A 16038-nucleotide genomic window follows, 5' to 3' on the forward strand; every position below is an offset into this window, starting at 1 on the left:
ACGGGTCGAGCCGTACGGCCCGTCCAATGTCACCCGAGAGGACCTCCGCCGTGCGCCGCAAGCCCGCCCTCACCACCGCCGCAGCCCTCAGCGCGACCGCGCTCGCCGCCGTCGCGCTCACCGGCTGCGGGGCCGTCGACAAGGCCCTGGACTGCGCCCGTACGGCCACCACCGTCGCGCAGGCCGCCGACGACCTCCAGCAGGCCGCGTCCAACGCCACCGAAAGCCCCGAACAGGCCCAGCAGTCCCTCGACAAGATCGACAAGAATCTGGACAAGATCGGGGACAGCACCGGCGACACCGACGTCAACAAGGCCGTGGACGACCTCCGTTCGTCCGTCGACGACGCCCGCAAGGACGTCGACGCCGGCAGGACCCCCGACACGGGCAAGGTCGGCAGCGCCGCCAACGAACTCACCAACGTCTGCAAGCCCGGCTGACATCCGGCCCACGCCGCGGGGCCCGGCTCCGGCCGGGCCCCGGCGACGGGACAATGGGCCGCATGAGCACCTCCAGCACTCCGGGCACCCCCGGCACCGGCCGACTGATCCTCGCCACCCGCAACGCCCACAAGGTCACCGAACTCCAGGCGATCCTCAGCGACGCGGGCCTCGACCTCGAACTGGTCGGCGCCGACGCGTACCCCGAGATCCCCGACGTCAAGGAGACCGGGGTGACCTTCGCCGAGAACGCGCTGCTGAAGGCACACGCGCTGGCCGGTGCCACCGGCCTGCCCGCCGTCGCCGACGACTCCGGTCTCTGCGTCGACGTCCTGGGCGGCGCGCCCGGCATCTTCTCAGCGCGCTGGGCCGGCCGGCACGGCGACGACCAGGCCAACCTCGACCTGCTCCTCGCGCAGCTCTCCGACATCGACGACACCCACCGCGCCGCGCACTTCGCCTGCGCGGCGGCGCTCGCCCTTCCCGACGGCACGGAGCGCGTGGTCGAGGGACAGCTGCGCGGCACCCTGCGGTACGCCCCGTCGGGCTCCGGCGGCTTCGGCTACGACCCGATCCTCCAGCCCGACGGCTACACGGTCACCTGCGCCGAACTCAGCGCGGCCGAGAAGAACACCATCTCCCACCGAGGCCAGGCCTTCCGCGCCCTGGCCCCGGTCGTACGGGAGTTGCTGGGCTGAGGCAGCGGAAGGGCGCGGCGCCCGAGGGGAGCCGCGCCCGATGCGCGTGGGCCCGGTCGGACTCGAACCGACGACACACCGGACCTAAACCGGCGCCCTCTGGCCAACTGGGGTACGGACCCGCGGTGTCACTCTACTGTGCTTCCCGGCGGCGCTTCGAGAAGGTTCCCGTCTGGCTGTGACAGGACGGGCAGAGGTAACGGAGGTTCGCCGGGCGGTTGTCGAGCCGGTCGCCGTTGACGTGGTCGACCTCCAATACGAGCCGCTTGCCCTGCCAGGAGTCGCCGAGACCGCATGCGGCGCAGAGGTGGGCCACTCCGAGGTCGTCGAGCGCGCGCCGCAGCATGGCTGTCCTCGTCCGCGGGGAGCCCGGAGGGCTGAGACGCAGCACGTCCTGCGCGGGTTTGCGCGCCGGTGACCGTGACCCTGCGGCGTGGGCCTGCCCGGTGAAGTGCTCGGTGGACAGGCCGTGTTCGGCGATGCTGCGCCTGACCAGCGCACGGCCGGCCCCGTTGTCCGCCCGGCCCAGGCGGAGCAGCACTTGCCGCATGCTGCGTGCGGAGGCGACCGCGGGAGCCAGCGTCTCCAACGGCAGGACAGCCGTGCCGCGATCACGGCCGCTGGTGAAGTGCGAGGTGTCGATGCCGAAGTGGGTGAGCCGCTTCCGCACGTGACTGTACGACCAGTCCTGCGGCGGCACCTCCATGCGGACGAGCATCTCCCGGATGCTGTGGCTGTGGGCGGCTGCCTCTTCCATGACTTCCCGTGGATAGCTGCGCCGCTCGCGGGCGGGGAGTGGTTCCTCGACGAAGTGCGGGGTGTCGATGCCGTAATGGCGGAGACGCTGACGGAGGTAGTTCCTCGTGGTGTTGCCGGGCGGCACCTCCAGCCGCCGCAGCATGTCGACATGGCTCCGGGCCTGTGCCGCCGTGCGGGCGAGACGTTCCCGGCCGAAGGTGCCGCGGGGCGTCACGCCGCGGGCCCCCGCTTCCTTCCGCGGTACGTGTCCGTGACGGCATGGCAGTTGGGGCAGAGCAGCCGGAGATTGCCGGGACGGTTGTCCCACCAGTCGCCGTTGCGATGGTCCACCTCGTGCCGGAGCGGCTTTCCGTTCCACTCGGAACCGACACCGCACACGGCGCAGGACTCGGGGACGCCGCGGCGCAGCAGGGCTCTTCGCAGGCGTTCTCCGGGAATCCGGCCGGCTTCGGGGAGCCGCAGCCCGAGCAGGTCGTCCGCAGTCCGCCGAGGGGCGGGAACGCGGCGTTCCGCTCTGAAGTGCGAGGTGTCGATGCCGAGTTCGGCGATCCGCCGGCCGATGTGGGCTTGATTGCCGCCCACGGGAGAGAGGCCGAGGCGGCGGACGACTTCCGCGGTGCTGCGGGAGGCGCGGACCTCCTCACGCAACCTCCGCGCGCTGTGCCGGAGTCCGTCCCGTTCCAGGTGGGTGGTGTCGACGCCCCAGGCGGCGAGCAGCCCGCGAACGTACCTCCGGCTGCCCGGGGTGGGCTCCCGGCCGATCCGGCGCAGCGCTTCGGTGAGGGTCTCGGAGCGGGCCACCGCTTCCGTCAGCTCCTCGCGGCTGTAGCGGGATCCCACGACCCCTCCCCGGATCGATCCGCTTGTTCCTCTTTCGCACTGGAGAACGAGCCGGGGCGGGAGGGGTTACGCCCCGCGCGCAACAGCGACGCGGAGGGGCAAAGCCGGCCCGGGGGGCGGGCTTTGGGGCCTTCGCGTCGCTGTTCCGCGGGTGGCTTCAGGTCAGAACGCGGGGTCCTGGCTCTGGGCGCGGGCCATTTCTTCCGCCTCTTCCCTGGTGGCGACCGCGGGCGGCGAGCCCTCGAGGGGCTGGCGTGCGGTCTCCTTGAGGCAGGCGACGGTGATGATGCCGACGAGGCCGGCCGCCGCGACGTAGTAGGCGGGGGCCATCTTGCTGCCGGTGCTGTTGACCAGGAACGTCATGATGGCGGGCGCGGTGCCGCCGAACGCGGCCACGGCGATGTTGTAGCCGATGGAGAGTCCGCCGTACCGCACGTCGGTGGGGAAGAGCGCGGGCAGGGTCGCGGACATGGTGCCGAGCAGGCACACCAGGCAGGCGCCGAGGATCATCAGGCCGAGCAGCACGAAGATGAAGCTGCCCTGCTGGAAGAGCCAGAACGCCGGGACGGTGAGCACCAGGAAGCCGATCATGCCGGCCATGAGGACGGGCTTGCGGCCGATCCGGTCGTTGAGATGTCCGACGCGGTGGATGACGGCCATCATGGCGACCATCGCGATGATGGCCGCGATGAGTTCCATGGAGTTCTTGTAGCCCAGCTCGTCGGTGAGATAGGCGGGCATGTACGACGTCAGCATGTAGTGGCAGATGTTGTACGCCGCGACGAGCCCGATACAGATGAGCAGCCGCCGCCACTGGCTGACGAAGAGGGTCTTGAACTCCTTTTGCGGAACGTTTTCGGAGAGGTGTGGTGTGTCCTTTTCCGTCCCGTTTCCGTTGCTGTTGCCGTTTCCGTTCGCCTGGCTGCTCTGCGCCTGCTGCTGTTCGGCGAGCTTCTGGAAGGCGGGGGTCTCGTCCAGCTTCATCCGGAGATAAAGGCCGACCAGGCCGATGGGTCCGCCGATGAGGAACGGAATGCGCCAGCCCCAGCTCTCCATCGCGGCGGAGCCGAGCACGGTGTTGAGGACGAGGATGAGGCCTGCGGCGCCCGTGTAGCCGGCGAGGGTGCCGAACTCGAGGTAGCTGCCGAAGAATCCGCGCTTCTTGTCGGGGGCGTATTCGGCGATGAAGGTGGCGGCTCCGCCGTATTCGCCGCCGGTGGAGAAGCCCTGCACCATACGGCACACCAGGAGCAGGACCGGCGCGGTGAGGCCGATGGACGCGTAGCCGGGGAGCAGGCCGATGCAGAAGGTTCCGGCGGCCATGAGGATCATGGTCAGGGCCAGGACCTTCTTGCGGCCGATGCGGTCACCGAGCGGACCGAAGAACAGGCCTCCGAGCGGGCGCACGATGAAGGACGCCGCGAAGGTGGTGAAGGAGAGCAGGAGTTGGGTGGCGCCGCCGCCGGGGAAGAAGACATGGCCGATGGTGACCACGAGGTAGGCATAGATGCCGAAGTCGAACCACTCCATGGCATTGCCCAGTGCCGCGGCTTTCGTCGCGCGCCTTACGGTCTTCTCGTCGGTGACGGTGATGTCACTGCGACGGATTTTCGGCTGCAGTCTGCGCTTCATCGCCCGGTAAAGCGTCCGGTGCCGTTTCGCGGCTTCCGGGTCCGGCGGCGCGGGGGCCTCGGTGTGCATGGCCTTATCTGTACCGCACACCGGGCCCCTTACTCCTCATGCGGCGTCATGAGTGGCGTTCGCCACGTTTCAGCGTGCTCCACCGCGTGTTGAGGTGGTGTTCAGGCGCTGATGGAGAGGTCTTTGAGGAGCTTGGCGACATGGCCGGTCGCCTTGACGTTGTAGAGGGCCCGTTCGACCTTTCCGTCCTCGTCGACGACGACGGTGGAGCGGATGACGCCGGTGACGGTCTTGCCGTACAGCTTTTTCTCGCCGAAGGCGCCGTAGGCCTCCAGGGTCTCCTTGGCGGGGTCGCCCACCAAGGTGACCTTCAGGTCTTCCTTCTCGCGGAACTTGGCCAGCTTTTCCGGTTTGTCGGGGGAAATGCCGATGACGTCGTAACCGTTGCCGGCGAGAAGTTCGAGATTGTCCGTGAAGTCGCAGGCCTGCTTGGTGCAGCCGGGGGTCAGCGCGGCGGGGTAGAAGTACACGATGACTTTCCGGCCGCGGTGGGCGGCGAGGGAGATCTCGTTGCCGTCGGCGTCGGGAAGCGTGAAGTCCGGGGCGGTGTCGCCCGGCTGGAGCCGCTCGCTCATGTGCACTCCTGGGATGGTTCGGCAGGGAATCCGTACACGCTTGAGCGTAACTGTCGGGGGTGCCGTGGGGCGTGGAGCGAGGTGAGCTGACAGACTGTCCGGAAACCAGGGATCGACCCGAGGACAGCGACAGCGACGGAGGCAGCGCGGTGCCGGAAGCCAGGACCCCCGCGGACATCGAGGCGGACATCGTCCGCAGGCGGCACGACCTCGCCGCCGCGCTGGACGAGATCGCCGTACGCGTGCACCCGAAGACGATCATGGGCGACGCGAAGGCGAAGGCCACGGCGGCGGTGGACCGTACGGCGGGGCGCGCCTATGTGGCGGCGAACCGCGCGGTCTCGGACGTACGGGCGCAGTTCGTCTCCGAGGACGGGGCGCCGCGGATGGAGCGTGTGGTGCCGGCGGCCGTGGTGGCCGTCGCTCTCGTCGGCGGGCTGTACGCCGTGTCGGCTCGCCGCAGGCGCGACTGAGCCGCTGAGATACGGTTCTGGCCGTGAGTTCCCAGAAGTCTTCCTCCGGTTCCGACGGCCGCGGCACCTCGCGGGCCGCCGCGTCGCAGCACGACAAGCTGCCGATCCGCATGCTGCACGACCGTGTGCTGGTGCGCACCGACATCGACGAGGGCGAGCGCCGCTCGTCGGGCGGCATCGTCATTCCCGCGACGGCCGCGGTCGGCAAGCGGCTGAGCTGGGCCGAGGTGGTCGCGGTCGGGCAGAACGTGCGGACCGTGGAGGTCGGTGACCGGGTGCTGTACGACCCGGAGGACCGGGCCGAGGTCGAGGTGCGCGGTGTCGCGTACGTGCTGATCCGTGAGCGTGATCTGCACGCGGTGGCGGCCGAACGGCTGCAGGGCTCCGAGGACTCGACGGGCTTGTACCTGTAGAGCTGTCGGAAGCGAGTACAGAAGCAGAAGTGGGGCCCCGGCGGTTGCCGGGGCCCCACTCGTGTGCGGGCTGTGTGCGGGCCTGTGGGTCAGGGGCCCTCGGTGGTGCCGCCGTCCCATTCGCCGCCGGAGGCGGGGTCGGTGGTGGTGCCGCCGTCGTCCGTGCCGCCGTCGGAGCCTCCGCCGCCGTTGCCGCCGCCCTGCCCGTTGTTGCCCTGGGTGTTGCCGCCCTCCAGGCCGCCGGTGGGCGGAATGCCCGGGCTGGAGGGGGGAGTTGTGGGCGGGGTGGTGGGCGGTGTCGGCTCGGTGGGTTCACCGGTCGGCGCTTCGCTGGTGGGCGGCTCGCTGGTGGGGGAGTCGGTGGTGGGCGGTTCGCTGGTGGGGGTCTCGCTGGTGGGCGGCGGGGGGCTGGCGGGGATGCTCTCGCCGCTGCCCTCCTCCAGGTCGAACGGGGTCACGGGCTCGCCCTCGAGGGCGTCCCTCGTGTACGCGCCCCAGATCTCCGCGGGGAAGCCGCCGCCGTTGACGCGGGGGAGACCCGCGGCGCCGTACAGGGACTTCTGTGCGCCCGTTTCGGAGTCCTGGCCCATCACGCTGATGACGGTGGCCAGTTCGGGGGTGTAGCCCGCGAACCAGGCGGCCCTGTCCTCCTCCGCGGTGCCCGTCTTGCCGGCGGCGGGGCGTCCGGCGGACTTGGCGGCGGTGGCGGTGCCGCCCTCGACGACGCTCTGCAGGATGCCGGTGGTGGAGTCGGCCGCCTCGCGGGGTACGGCCTGGCGCGGGTCGTGGTCGGGGAGGTCGACGACCTCGCCGCCGCGGGTGGCCTTCTCGACGAGTGAGTACTGGCCGTGCTTGCCGTGGTTGGCGAGGCTGGCGTAGGCCTCCGCCATGTCCTGTGTGGAGGCGGTGGACACGCCGAGTGCGATGGAGCCGTCGGCGGGCATGTTGGGGGTCTTGCTGGGCAGCCCGAGGTCGATGGCGGTGTCCTTGACCTTCTGCGGGCCGACGTCGACGCCCATCTGCGCGAAGACGGCGTTGACGGACTTGTCCATGGCGGTGGTGACGGGGATCTGGCCGTAGGACTTGTGGTCCTCGTTCTCCGGGGCGTAGCCGGTGCCGTTGCCGTCGCTCATGACTTCGCGCTTGTTGGTGCCGTCGTACACCGTGTTGGCGGTGATCGGCTGGTCGTCCTGGGTGGTGGAGTCGTTCTGCAGCGCGGAGGTGAAGATGAACGGCTTGAAGGTGGAGCCGACCTGGTAGTCGCGGCGGGTGGCGTTGTTGACGTACTGCTGCGTGTAGTCGCGGCCGCCGTACATCGCCACGATCTTGCCGGTCTTCGGGTCGACCGAAGTGCCGCCCGCGCGGACGTACTTGTCGACCGAGCGGCTCTTCTCGTCCAGCTGCGACATCAGTCTGTCGTCGACCGCCTTGCGCATCGCCTTCTGCTTGTCCGGGTCGAGCGTCGTGGTGATGCGGAAGCCGCCGGCCGCCAGCCGCTTCTCGTCGACGATGCCGTTGTCGGTCAGATAGTTCTTGACGGCTTCGACGAGGTAGCCGCGCTGGCCCGAGAGGCCCGTGGGGGCCTTGGCGCGGTCCGGGTCGGGGAACTTCATGGTGCTGCGGTCGGACTGGGTGAGCCAGCCTTCCTTGACCATGCCGTCGAGCACGTAGTTCCAGCGGGAGACGGCGCGCTGCCGGTTCTCCGGGTGGGCCTGGGTGTCGTACGCGTTGGGGGAGTTGACGAGGGTGGCGAGGTAGGCGCCCTCGGCGGGCTTCAGGTCGACGGCGTCCTTGCCGTAGTAGGCCTGCGCCGCGGCCTGGATGCCGTACGCGTTGCGGCCGAAGTAGCTGGTGTTGAGGTAGCCGAGGAGGATGTCGTCCTTGCTCACCTCGCGGTCCAGCTTGAGGGCGATGAAGAACTCCTTGGCCTTGCGGGTGACCGTCTGGTCCTGGTCCAGGTAGTAGTTCTTCACGTACTGCTGGGTGATGGTCGAACCGGACTGCCTGCCGCCGCCGGTGAGCATGTTCCAGCCGGCGCGGACGATGGCCTTGGGGTCGACGGCCGACTCGTTGTAGAAGTCCCGGTCCTCGGCGGCCAGTACGGCGTGCTGGGTGGTCTTCGGGATCTGCGAGAGGCTGACGTTCTCCCGGTTGACCTCGCCCTCGCGGGCGAGTTGGGAGCCGTCGGAGTAGAGGAAGACGTTCGACTGCGCCGCGGCGGCCGAGTTGGGCGCGGGGATGCTCACGAGCAGATAGCCGGCGACGAAGCAGCCGGACAGCGCGAGGAGGACCAGCAGCACCCCGCCCAGCACCATGCGCCAGGTGGGGATCAGCCGCCGCAGCCCGGTCCTGCGCGGTCTGCCCTTGCCGCCGGGCCGGGGCTCCCAGCCCTCGGCGCTGTGGGCGCCTTCGGCCCGGCTCTTCGGCTCGTCACTCATATCCGCAGGGACCCCTCGTCCAGTTTTGGGCGATTCCCGTCATGCGCCCCGTAGTCCACTGTTGCATCTACCGCACTGGTCGGTGCGGACCGGCTCCACCAGGAGCGGGTACGGCACGGGCCGGATGGCCCCGCGCCTGTCACTCCATCAGGTGAGCGGTGTCCGCAGGCCCGTTCGGTACGTATCGGTCGTGAAGAGAGACGGTCGGAGTGCCCGAAAGGATGCACCGTAGTCAGAGCTTGGCCGGGGAAGAACCCTTCAGCGTGCGCAGATCCAGTGCGTGCGCCATGGCCCGGAAGCCGTTGTCGCTCGGGTGCATGTGGTCGCCCGAGTCGTACGCGGGACGCAGCCGGTTGGGGTGCGCGGGGTCGCGCAGCGCGGCGTCGAAGTCGACGACGGAGTCGAACACCTTGCCCGCCCTGATCTGGTCGTTCACCTGCTGGCGGATCACGTTGAGGTGCGGTTCGTCGCCGCGGTGGCCGCCGAACGGGGTGAGCGTGCCGCCGATGACTTTGAGGCCGCGGCCGTGTGCCTGGCGCACTATGTCCCGCAGCCCGTCCACGATCCGCCGCGGGTCGCGCTGGCGGGGCGGCTTGACGATGTCATTCAGGCCGAGTTCGACGACGACGGTCTTCACGCCGGTCTGCGTGAGGGCGTCGCGCTCCATCCGGCTCATGCCGCTGGGGCCGTTGTTGGGGGAGAAGCGGGTGCCGTCGACGAGGACGCGGTTGCCGCTGATGCCGCCGTTGAGGACGCTCAGCCGCGGCGCGCCGCGTTCGGTGCGCAGCCGCTCGGCGAGGAAGTCGGTCCAGCGGCGGTTGGCGCCGGGGCTGGAGGTGATGCCGTCGGTGATGGAGTCGCCGAGGACGGCGACGGCGCCGCGGGTCTCGTTCGACCACACGTCGACGCCGGTGAGGTAGCGCCAGTACGGGCTCTGCTGCGCGAAGGCGGTGCCGGCCGCGTCCTCGGAGCGGTCGCCGTGCGCGACGTAGCTGGTCTGCCGTGCGTACGGGTGGTACGTCACCGGGCCGGAGGGCTGCGGTGAGTAGGTGGTGACCAGCAGGTCCGCGGAGTGCGGCACGTTGAGCCGGACCGCGTCGCTGGTGATCGCGCCGCCCGCGGGGATGGTCACCGTCGGGTCGTTGCCGAAGGTGAGCCGGCGCATGGTGCCGCTCGCGGCGGTCGGGTTGCTGGGGGCCGCGGCCAGGGCCAGCGTCGCGTGCGAGACGGTCAGCGGGCGGGTGCCGTACAGGTTGGAGAGCTTGATCCGGGCTCCGGTGCCGCCGACGGACGTGTGCACCACGTTCCGTATCGACATGTTGGTGAACCCGTCGTTGGTGCGGGGTTCGGCGGCGGCGGGTGCCGCGGCCCAGGTGCCGGTCCACGCGCCCGCCGAGGCCGGATTGGCGGGATTGCCGCTGCCGGAGGAGTCTCCGCCCAGCCCGCCGTCATCGCTCCCGACTCCGATGAACATCGCGGTCGAGACGAGGACGACGATCGCCGCGAGTCCGGCGAGCAGGGCATAACCCATGTTTCTGGTCATGCGCGGTGTGTCTCCTCGGGCAGGCGGAGCCCGGGGCTCCGGATCGTCGGCGGTTCATGATCCCACGATCCCCTCGGCCGTCTTCGGACGGGCCGTGGACCTGGGAATGCGGCGACGGCGTCGTCACCCGGACAGACAGACGCCAGGAAACCGCCCAGCGTTCCCTCCATACGGCAGCTTGGGACACTGTAGGCGGGAGAGGGTGGACGGTGGAACGGGATGGAACGGACAAAGCAGGGTGAAAATGCCGCTGAAGAGGATGGCCGCGTGAGGGCAATCACAAGCGCGGAACCGGACGGGGATCCTGTGGTCGACGCACCGCGCGGAGTCCGTTCCCGAGGGTCACTGGGCGCCCTGACCGCGGCGGACGAGGAGCGGCAGCGCGGCGTACGGCGGATGAAGACCATCGCCACCTGCGCGCTGGGGCTGATGGCGGTCGTCTTCGCGCTGGCGACCTGGGCGGGGCACGCGGGCGCGGGTGCGTGGACCGGGTATGTCGCGGCGGCGGCCGAGGCGGGCATGGTCGGCGCGCTGGCCGACTGGTTCGCGGTGACGGCGCTGTTCCGGCATCCGCTGGGGCTGCCCATCCCGCACACCGCGATCATTCCGAAGAAGAAGGACCAACTGGGGCAGAGTCTGGGCGATTTCGTCGGCGAGAACTTCCTGTCCGAGGACGTCGTACGGGCCCGGCTGCGCTCGGTGGGCATCGGCAGCAGGCTCGGTACGTGGCTCGCCGAGCCCGAGCACGCGGAGCGGGTGACGGCCGAACTGGCCACCGCGCTGCGGGGCGCGCTGGCCGTACTGCGGGACTCCGACGTACAGGCGGTGGTCGGCGAGGCCATCACCCGCAGGGCCGACGCGAAGGAGATCGCTCCCGGGCTCGGCACGATGCTGGCGAAGGTCGTGGCGGACGGCGGGCACCGCCGGTTCGTGGACCTGGTGTGCACACGGGCCGCCGACTGGCTGGAGGTGCACAGCGACTCGGTGATGGACGCCGTGGCAGGCGGGGCGCCCGGATGGACGCCGCGGTTCGTCGACCGGAAGGTCGGCGAGCGCGTCTACCGCGAACTGCTGCGCTTCGTCACGGAGATGCGGGACATGCCGGAGCACCCGGCGCGCGGCGCGCTCGACAGGTTCCTCACCGACTTCGCGTCCGATCTGCAGTCCGACCCGGAGACCCGCGCGCGGGTCGAGCGGCTGAAGAGCGAGGTGCTGCGGCGCGGCGAGGTGCAGGACCTGATCGCCTCGGCGTGGAACGCGGTGCGCTCGATGCTGTTCGCCGCGGCGGAGGACGAGGACAGCGAGCTGCGCGTACGGGCACGGTCCGCGCTGCTGTCGCTCGGCCACCGGATGTCCGGGGACGCGGGGCTCCAGGGGAAGGTCGACGGCTGGGTCGAGGGGGCCGCGGTGCACGTGGTCACCACGTACCAGAACGAGATCACCTCGCTGATCAGCGAGACCGTCGCGGGCTGGGACGCGGAGCACACCTCGAAGAAGATCGAGGCGCACATCGGCCGGGACCTCCAGTTCATCCGCATCAACGGCACGGTCGTGGGCTCGCTGGCCGGGCTCGTCATCTACACGGTGGCGCACCTCCTGGGCGCGTGACCCTGTCGCCGGGAGCGCCGTCGCGGGGTGAACTCGCGCGAGTTCGCCGTGTTCCGGGCATGGCAAACGTGAGGCCGCCGTCCTATGGTGCGCGCGATGCGGAACCGGGTTGTGGTGCAGCAGGGGCGGCGCCGGCGCTCGTACGCCCCGTACGAAGGGGGTGCGGCCGGCCGCGGTGAGCGGCTGGCCCGCGCGCTGTGGGGTGCCGCGGAACTGGCGGTCACCTGCGGGCTCGTGGTGCTGCTGCTCGTGGTGCACCAGCTGTGGTGGACCAACAGGGAGGCACAGGCGGACGCCCGGCAGCAGGTGACCGAACTGCGGCGGCAGTGGGACGCGCCGGCGCCGGAGGCATCGCCGGGGGAGTCCGAGGAGTCCGGGGATGCCCCGGAGCCGGGCGCGGACGGTACGGACAGCGGCTCGGGCGGTACGCGGCAGTCCGCGGCGGACGGCCGGCAGGACAGCGGCGCGGCGACGGGGCCCCAACGGCCGCGCTGGGAGAGCGCGTACGCGGTCATGCGGATCCCGAAGCTGGGGGTCACCGCGCCCGTGGCCCAGGGCATCAGCAAGCCGGGGGTGCTCAACAGGGGCTATATCGGCCACTATCCGCAGACGGCCGGGCCGGGGCAGGCGGGCAACTTCGCGGTCGCCGGGCACCGGAACACGCACGGCGAACCGTTCCGCTACATCAACCGGCTGCGGTCCGGCGACGCGGTGCGGGTGGAGACGCGGGAGGCGCGCTACGTCTACACGGTGCGGCGCACTGTCGCGCAGACGACGCCGGGCGACGGGACGGTGCTGAACGCGCAGCCGTACAGCAGCGTGCACCCCGGGATGCGGATGTCCGGACCGGGCTACTACCTGACGATGACGACCTGTACGCCCGAGTACACCTCCCGGTACCGGTTGGTCGTCTGGGCCGAGCTGCGGTCCGTATCACCCCGATGACCTGCGGATACGTGCCGTAGCGCGGGTCGCTGACGTTCCGTCCAAGTCCAGGACGTGAACGGGGTCTTGTGGTTCTGAACGGGCTCTTGGACGATCGGCCATGCTCTACCGGTGGCCGTCCCCGCCGGAGTCCTCGACCACGGGAGTGTGACCTTGAAGCTGCTGCGTGTCGGAACTGTGGGGGCGGAACGCCCGGCGCTGCTGGACGACGAAGGGGTCCTGCGCGACCTCGGCGGGCTCGTCCGCGACATCGACGGGGAGCTGCTGGCGGACGACGCCGCGCTCGCCCGGATACGGGAGGCCGCCGCCGGCGGCGGGCTGCCGGTGCTCGACGCGGGCGGACTGCGGACCGGTGCGCCCGTCGCGGGCACCGGGAAGGTCGTCTGCATCGGGCTCAACTACCACGACCACGCCGCCGAGACGGGCGCGGCGATCCCGCAGGAACCGATCATCTTCATGAAGGCGCCGGACACGGTCGTCGGCCCGGACGACACGGTGCTCGTGCCGCGCGGCAGCCGGAAGACCGACTGGGAAGTCGAACTCGCCGTCGTCATCGGCCGTACGGCGCGCTATCTGGAGACGGACGAGCAGGCGCTCGCGGCGGTCGCCGGATACGCGGTGGCCAACGACGTCTCGGAACGGGAGTTCCAGATCGAGCGCGGCGGCCAGTGGGACAAGGGCAAGAACTGCGAGACGTTCAACCCGCTGGGGCCGTGGCTGGTCACCGCCGACGAGGTGGGCGATCCGCAGGCGCTCGCCATGCGGCTGTGGGTGAACGGCGAGCTGCGGCAGAACGGCTCCACCTCCGACCAGATCTTCGGGGTGGCCGAAGTGGTGCGGTACGTCAGCCACTTCATGACGCTGTATCCCGGCGACGTCATCAACACGGGTACGCCGGCGGGGGTGGCGATGGGGCACGCGGAGCCGAAGCCGTATCTGCGGGCGGGGGACGTCATGGAGCTCGAGATCGAGGGGCTTGGGCGGCAACGCCAGGAGCTCAAGGGGGCATAGCCCCCTGCGGTCCGCCCCTTGGGGGCAGCGCGGATCCTTGCGGGGCGGGCCCCTGTTCCTGCTCTTCGCGGTGCGGGTCGGAGCCCAGCTCCGTTCCCGCGCCCCGCGGGTGGGGTCCGGGGCGTAGCCCCTGTTCCTCCCCCCCCCGGGGGGTGCAGGGCGGCAGCCCCGCCGGGGCCTGGGGCGGAGCCCCTGTTCCCCTCGCCCCCGTTCTTTCGCGCGCGGTGGGGTCCGGGGCGGACCCCCGGTTACCCTTGCGTCGCCCGTGGGCGGGGCGTAGCCCCCCCGTTTCGCGCGGAGCGCGGTGGGGCCGGGGCGTAGCCCCGGTTCCCCTTTTCCCTGCCCGCAGGGCAGGGCTGGGGGCCGGGGCGGGAGCCCCGGAAGAAACGGGTAGGGGCGGGTCTGGGGCCAACCCCTCACGGCGGCGCGTGCGTTGGGTGCGTGGGGGACGTGGCCTCGCGGCTGGCGGTCCGGTGTGCCCACCCGTTCCGCCCCCTAGGGCGGACCAGCTGCCCACACCGGGGTGCGGGCGGGGTGCCCACACCTCGGCGGAGGCCGGGGGTCAGCCCAGGGGGATGGCTCGGTGTTCTCGGGCTGAGGTTCGGGCCGCTTCCAGGACGCGGAGGGACGCCGCGGCCTCGTGGGCGGTGACCGGCGGCGCGGAGCCCGTCCGCAGGGCGTCGGCGACCGCCGCGTAGTACGCGGGATAGTCGCCGTCCAGCGTCGGCACCGGGCGGGTGTCGTCCAGCGCGCCGAGCGTGCCCCACGCGGACTCCGGCTCCACGCCCCACGGCAGGTCCATGGAGGGCCGTTCGCCGGCCCGTAGTGCGGCCTCCTGCGGGTCGAGGCCGTACTTCACGTACGCCGCCTCGCTGCCCAGCACCCGGAAACGCGGGCCCAGTTGGGCGGCCGTGGCGCTCATCCACAGGTGGGAGCGGACGCCGCTCGCGTGGGTGAGCGCGATGAACGTGTCGTCGTCGGCCTCCGCGCCGACACGGCGCACGTCGGACTCCGCGTACACCGACAGCACCGGGCCGAAGAGGGCGAGGGCCTGGTCGACGACGTGGCTGCCCAGGTCGTACAGCAGGCCGCCGATCTCCGCCGGGTCGCCCGACTCGCGCCAGCCGCCCTTCGGCTTCGGCCGCCAGCGTTCGAAGCGGGACTCGAAGCGCCAGATCCGCTCGCCCAGCGCGCCGTCCGCGAGCAGCGCGTGCAGGGTGCGGAAGTCGTTGTCCCAGCGGCGGTTCTGGAAGACGGACAGCATCAGCCCGCGCTCCGCGGCGATTGCCGCCAGCGCCTCCGCCTCGGCGGCCGTGCCGGCCAGAGGCTTGTCGACCACGACCGGCAGCCCCGCCTCCAGCGCCCGGCGGGCGAGGTCGACGTGGGTCTTGTTGGGCGAGGCGATCACGACGAGGTCCAGCTCCCCGGCGAGGGCGAGCAGTTCGTCGGGGCTCGCGACCGTACGGAGGCCGCTTCCGTGCTCCGCGCGGGCCTGTTCCTGCCGGACCGGGTCGGAGGTGACGACCGTGTCCAGTACGAGTCCCTCGGCCGCCGCGATGAGCGGGGCGTGGAAGACGGAACCGGCCAGTCCGTAGCCGATGAGGCCGGTCCGGAGCGGGCTCGCGGGGGGTGTCGCAGCGTCCATGCGGCCATTTTGGCAGAGCCGCGCGGCGGCGGAGGACGTGCTGCGCCGCGGTGTACGGCTGCTGCCTGGGAAGATACGGGCGTGGCTATTCCGTACGACAGCGCTGCGCCGGTCCGCGCCGGCATCCCCGAGCACGGCAGGGTGCCCAAGTACTACGCAGTGAAGGCCAAGCTCGTCCCGATGCTCGACGAGCTCGGCGAGGGCGGGACGCTGCCCACCGAGCGTGAACTCGCCGTGCGGTACGAGGTGTCCAGGGAGACGGTCCGTCAGGCGCTGCGCGAGCTGCTGCTGGAGGGACGGCTGCGGCGGTCCGGGCGCGGCACGGTGGTGGCGGGGCCGAAGCTGGAGCAGCCGCTGTCGCTGGCCAGCTACACGGAGGGGGTACGGCGGCAGGGCCGCGAGCCCGGCCGGAACCTGATCGGGCTGGAGCGGCATCCGTGCCCGGCGCAGCTCGCCGGGGAGCTCGGCCTCGAACGGGGCACGCCCGTCTGGCACATGGAGCGGGTGCTGCTCGCCGACGACGAGCGGGTGGGGCTGGAGAGCACGTACATCGCCGTGGAGCGGGTGCCGGACCTGGAGCGGGACTTCGACCCGGACTCGTCCTTCTACGCGTATCTGAGCGAACGCGTCGGCGTCCGCTCCGGCGACGCGGACGAGCGGCTGGAGACGGTGCTGGCGACGCCGCGCGAGGCGCTGCTGGTGGGTACGTCGCCCGCGCTGCCGATGATCCTCATCCACCGGCTGTCCCGCGACACGGACGGCCGCCCCCTGGAACGGGTGCGCAGCCTCTACCGCGGCGACCGCTTCAGCTTCACCACGAAGCTGGGCTGAGCGCGGCCGGCTGTCGGCGCCCTCTCATTTGATAACGAGAAGATAACGGGTCCGGACCAGGATTGAGGATCAGTTAACCGGTCATTCGCCGGCAGGCCCCGTGAGGTACACGGCAGCC

General features: G+C 71.1%; 15 protein-coding genes and 1 tRNA gene. 8 read left to right on the top strand and 8 right to left on the bottom strand.

Translation table 11 applies throughout. The annotated features are described in order from the left end of the window. Window positions 1-26 precede the first annotated feature (26 nt). Window positions 27-440 (top strand): hypothetical protein, encoded by a 414-nt coding sequence (locus AC3AGO_RS21685; RefSeq protein WP_487821884.1) that lies wholly within the window; start codon window positions 27-29, stop codon window positions 438-440. Between the two features lie 62 nt (window positions 441-502). Then, window positions 503-1138: an RdgB/HAM1 family non-canonical purine NTP pyrophosphatase gene (rdgB, locus tag AC3AGO_RS21690; RefSeq protein ID WP_487821885.1), complete on the top strand. Its 636-nt coding sequence runs from the start codon at window positions 503-505 to the stop codon at window positions 1136-1138. 47 nt (window positions 1139-1185) lie between these two features. Here rdgB and AC3AGO_RS21695 read toward each other — a convergent pair. The 5 genes from AC3AGO_RS21695 to bcp all read right to left on the bottom strand — a co-directional run bounded on the left by AC3AGO_RS21695 (window position 1186) and on the right by bcp (window position 5013). Next, window positions 1186-1260: transfer RNA gene (locus AC3AGO_RS21695), tRNA-Leu, on the bottom strand. Between the two features lie 11 nt (window positions 1261-1271). Next, window positions 1272-2111: an HNH endonuclease signature motif containing protein gene (locus AC3AGO_RS21700; RefSeq protein WP_487821886.1), complete on the bottom strand. Its 840-nt coding sequence runs from the start codon at window positions 2109-2111 to the stop codon at window positions 1272-1274. Then, the gene (locus AC3AGO_RS21705) at window positions 2108-2737 is read right to left on the bottom strand and encodes an HNH endonuclease (protein ID WP_487821887.1); all 630 of its coding nucleotides are present in this window, start codon (window positions 2735-2737) and stop codon (window positions 2108-2110) included. Before AC3AGO_RS21705 ends, AC3AGO_RS21700 begins: the two co-directional genes overlap by 4 nt. 162 nt (window positions 2738-2899) lie before the next feature. Then, window positions 2900-4438: an MFS transporter gene (locus AC3AGO_RS21710; protein WP_487821888.1), complete on the bottom strand. Its 1539-nt coding sequence runs from the start codon at window positions 4436-4438 to the stop codon at window positions 2900-2902. A gap of 101 nt (window positions 4439-4539) precedes the next feature. Next, complete coding sequence (bcp, locus tag AC3AGO_RS21715) at window positions 4540-5013, bottom strand: thioredoxin-dependent thiol peroxidase (RefSeq protein WP_487821889.1); 474 nt, start codon at window positions 5011-5013, stop codon at window positions 4540-4542. A 149-nt stretch (window positions 5014-5162) separates the two neighbouring features. Between bcp and AC3AGO_RS21720 the strand changes: the two genes are divergently transcribed. Together AC3AGO_RS21720 and AC3AGO_RS21725 are read left to right on the top strand one after the other, a co-directional pair. Then, on the top strand, window positions 5163-5486 hold the full coding sequence (locus tag AC3AGO_RS21720; protein WP_487821890.1) for a DUF3618 domain-containing protein: 324 nt from the start codon (window positions 5163-5165) through the stop codon (window positions 5484-5486). Between the two features lie 110 nt (window positions 5487-5596). After that, a complete protein-coding gene (locus tag AC3AGO_RS21725) occupies window positions 5597-5899 on the top strand; it encodes a GroES family chaperonin (RefSeq protein ID WP_487824752.1) in 303 nt (100 codons plus the stop codon). Between the two features lie 89 nt (window positions 5900-5988). On the opposite strand, the gene AC3AGO_RS21730 is transcribed toward AC3AGO_RS21725, so the two are convergent. Further along, window positions 5989-8337: a transglycosylase domain-containing protein gene (locus tag AC3AGO_RS21730; RefSeq protein ID WP_487821891.1), complete on the bottom strand. Its 2349-nt coding sequence runs from the start codon at window positions 8335-8337 to the stop codon at window positions 5989-5991. A gap of 232 nt (window positions 8338-8569) precedes the next feature. Further along, window positions 8570-9880 (bottom strand): SGNH/GDSL hydrolase family protein, encoded by a 1311-nt coding sequence (locus AC3AGO_RS21735; protein WP_487821892.1) that lies wholly within the window; start codon window positions 9878-9880, stop codon window positions 8570-8572. A 219-nt stretch (window positions 9881-10099) separates the two neighbouring features. Here AC3AGO_RS21735 and AC3AGO_RS21740 point away from each other — a divergent pair, with 219 nt between their 5' ends. From AC3AGO_RS21740 to AC3AGO_RS21750, 3 genes are all read left to right on the top strand, one after another. Further along, window positions 10100-11488: a DUF445 domain-containing protein gene (locus AC3AGO_RS21740; protein ID WP_487821893.1), complete on the top strand. Its 1389-nt coding sequence runs from the start codon at window positions 10100-10102 to the stop codon at window positions 11486-11488. A gap of 96 nt (window positions 11489-11584) precedes the next feature. Further along, window positions 11585-12433, top strand: coding sequence for a class E sortase (locus AC3AGO_RS21745; RefSeq protein ID WP_487821894.1), 849 nt, complete (start codon window positions 11585-11587; stop codon window positions 12431-12433). 153 nt (window positions 12434-12586) lie between these two features. Then, entirely contained in the window at window positions 12587-13444 is an 858-nt protein-coding gene (locus tag AC3AGO_RS21750; protein WP_487824753.1) for a fumarylacetoacetate hydrolase family protein, read from the top strand. Between the two features lie 562 nt (window positions 13445-14006). Here the strand turns inward: AC3AGO_RS21750 and AC3AGO_RS21755 are convergent. Then, window positions 14007-15089 (bottom strand): Gfo/Idh/MocA family protein, encoded by a 1083-nt coding sequence (locus AC3AGO_RS21755; protein WP_487821895.1) that lies wholly within the window; start codon window positions 15087-15089, stop codon window positions 14007-14009. Window positions 15090-15170: 81 nt separating this feature from the next. Between AC3AGO_RS21755 and AC3AGO_RS21760 the strand changes: the two genes are divergently transcribed. After that, window positions 15171-15920 carry a GntR family transcriptional regulator gene (locus AC3AGO_RS21760; RefSeq protein ID WP_487821896.1) on the top strand — a complete coding sequence of 250 codons (750 nt, stop codon included), beginning with the start codon at window positions 15171-15173 and terminating at the stop codon, window positions 15918-15920. Window positions 15921-16038 lie beyond the last annotated feature (118 nt).

The organism is Streptomyces sp. BL1 (genome assembly GCF_057628045.1).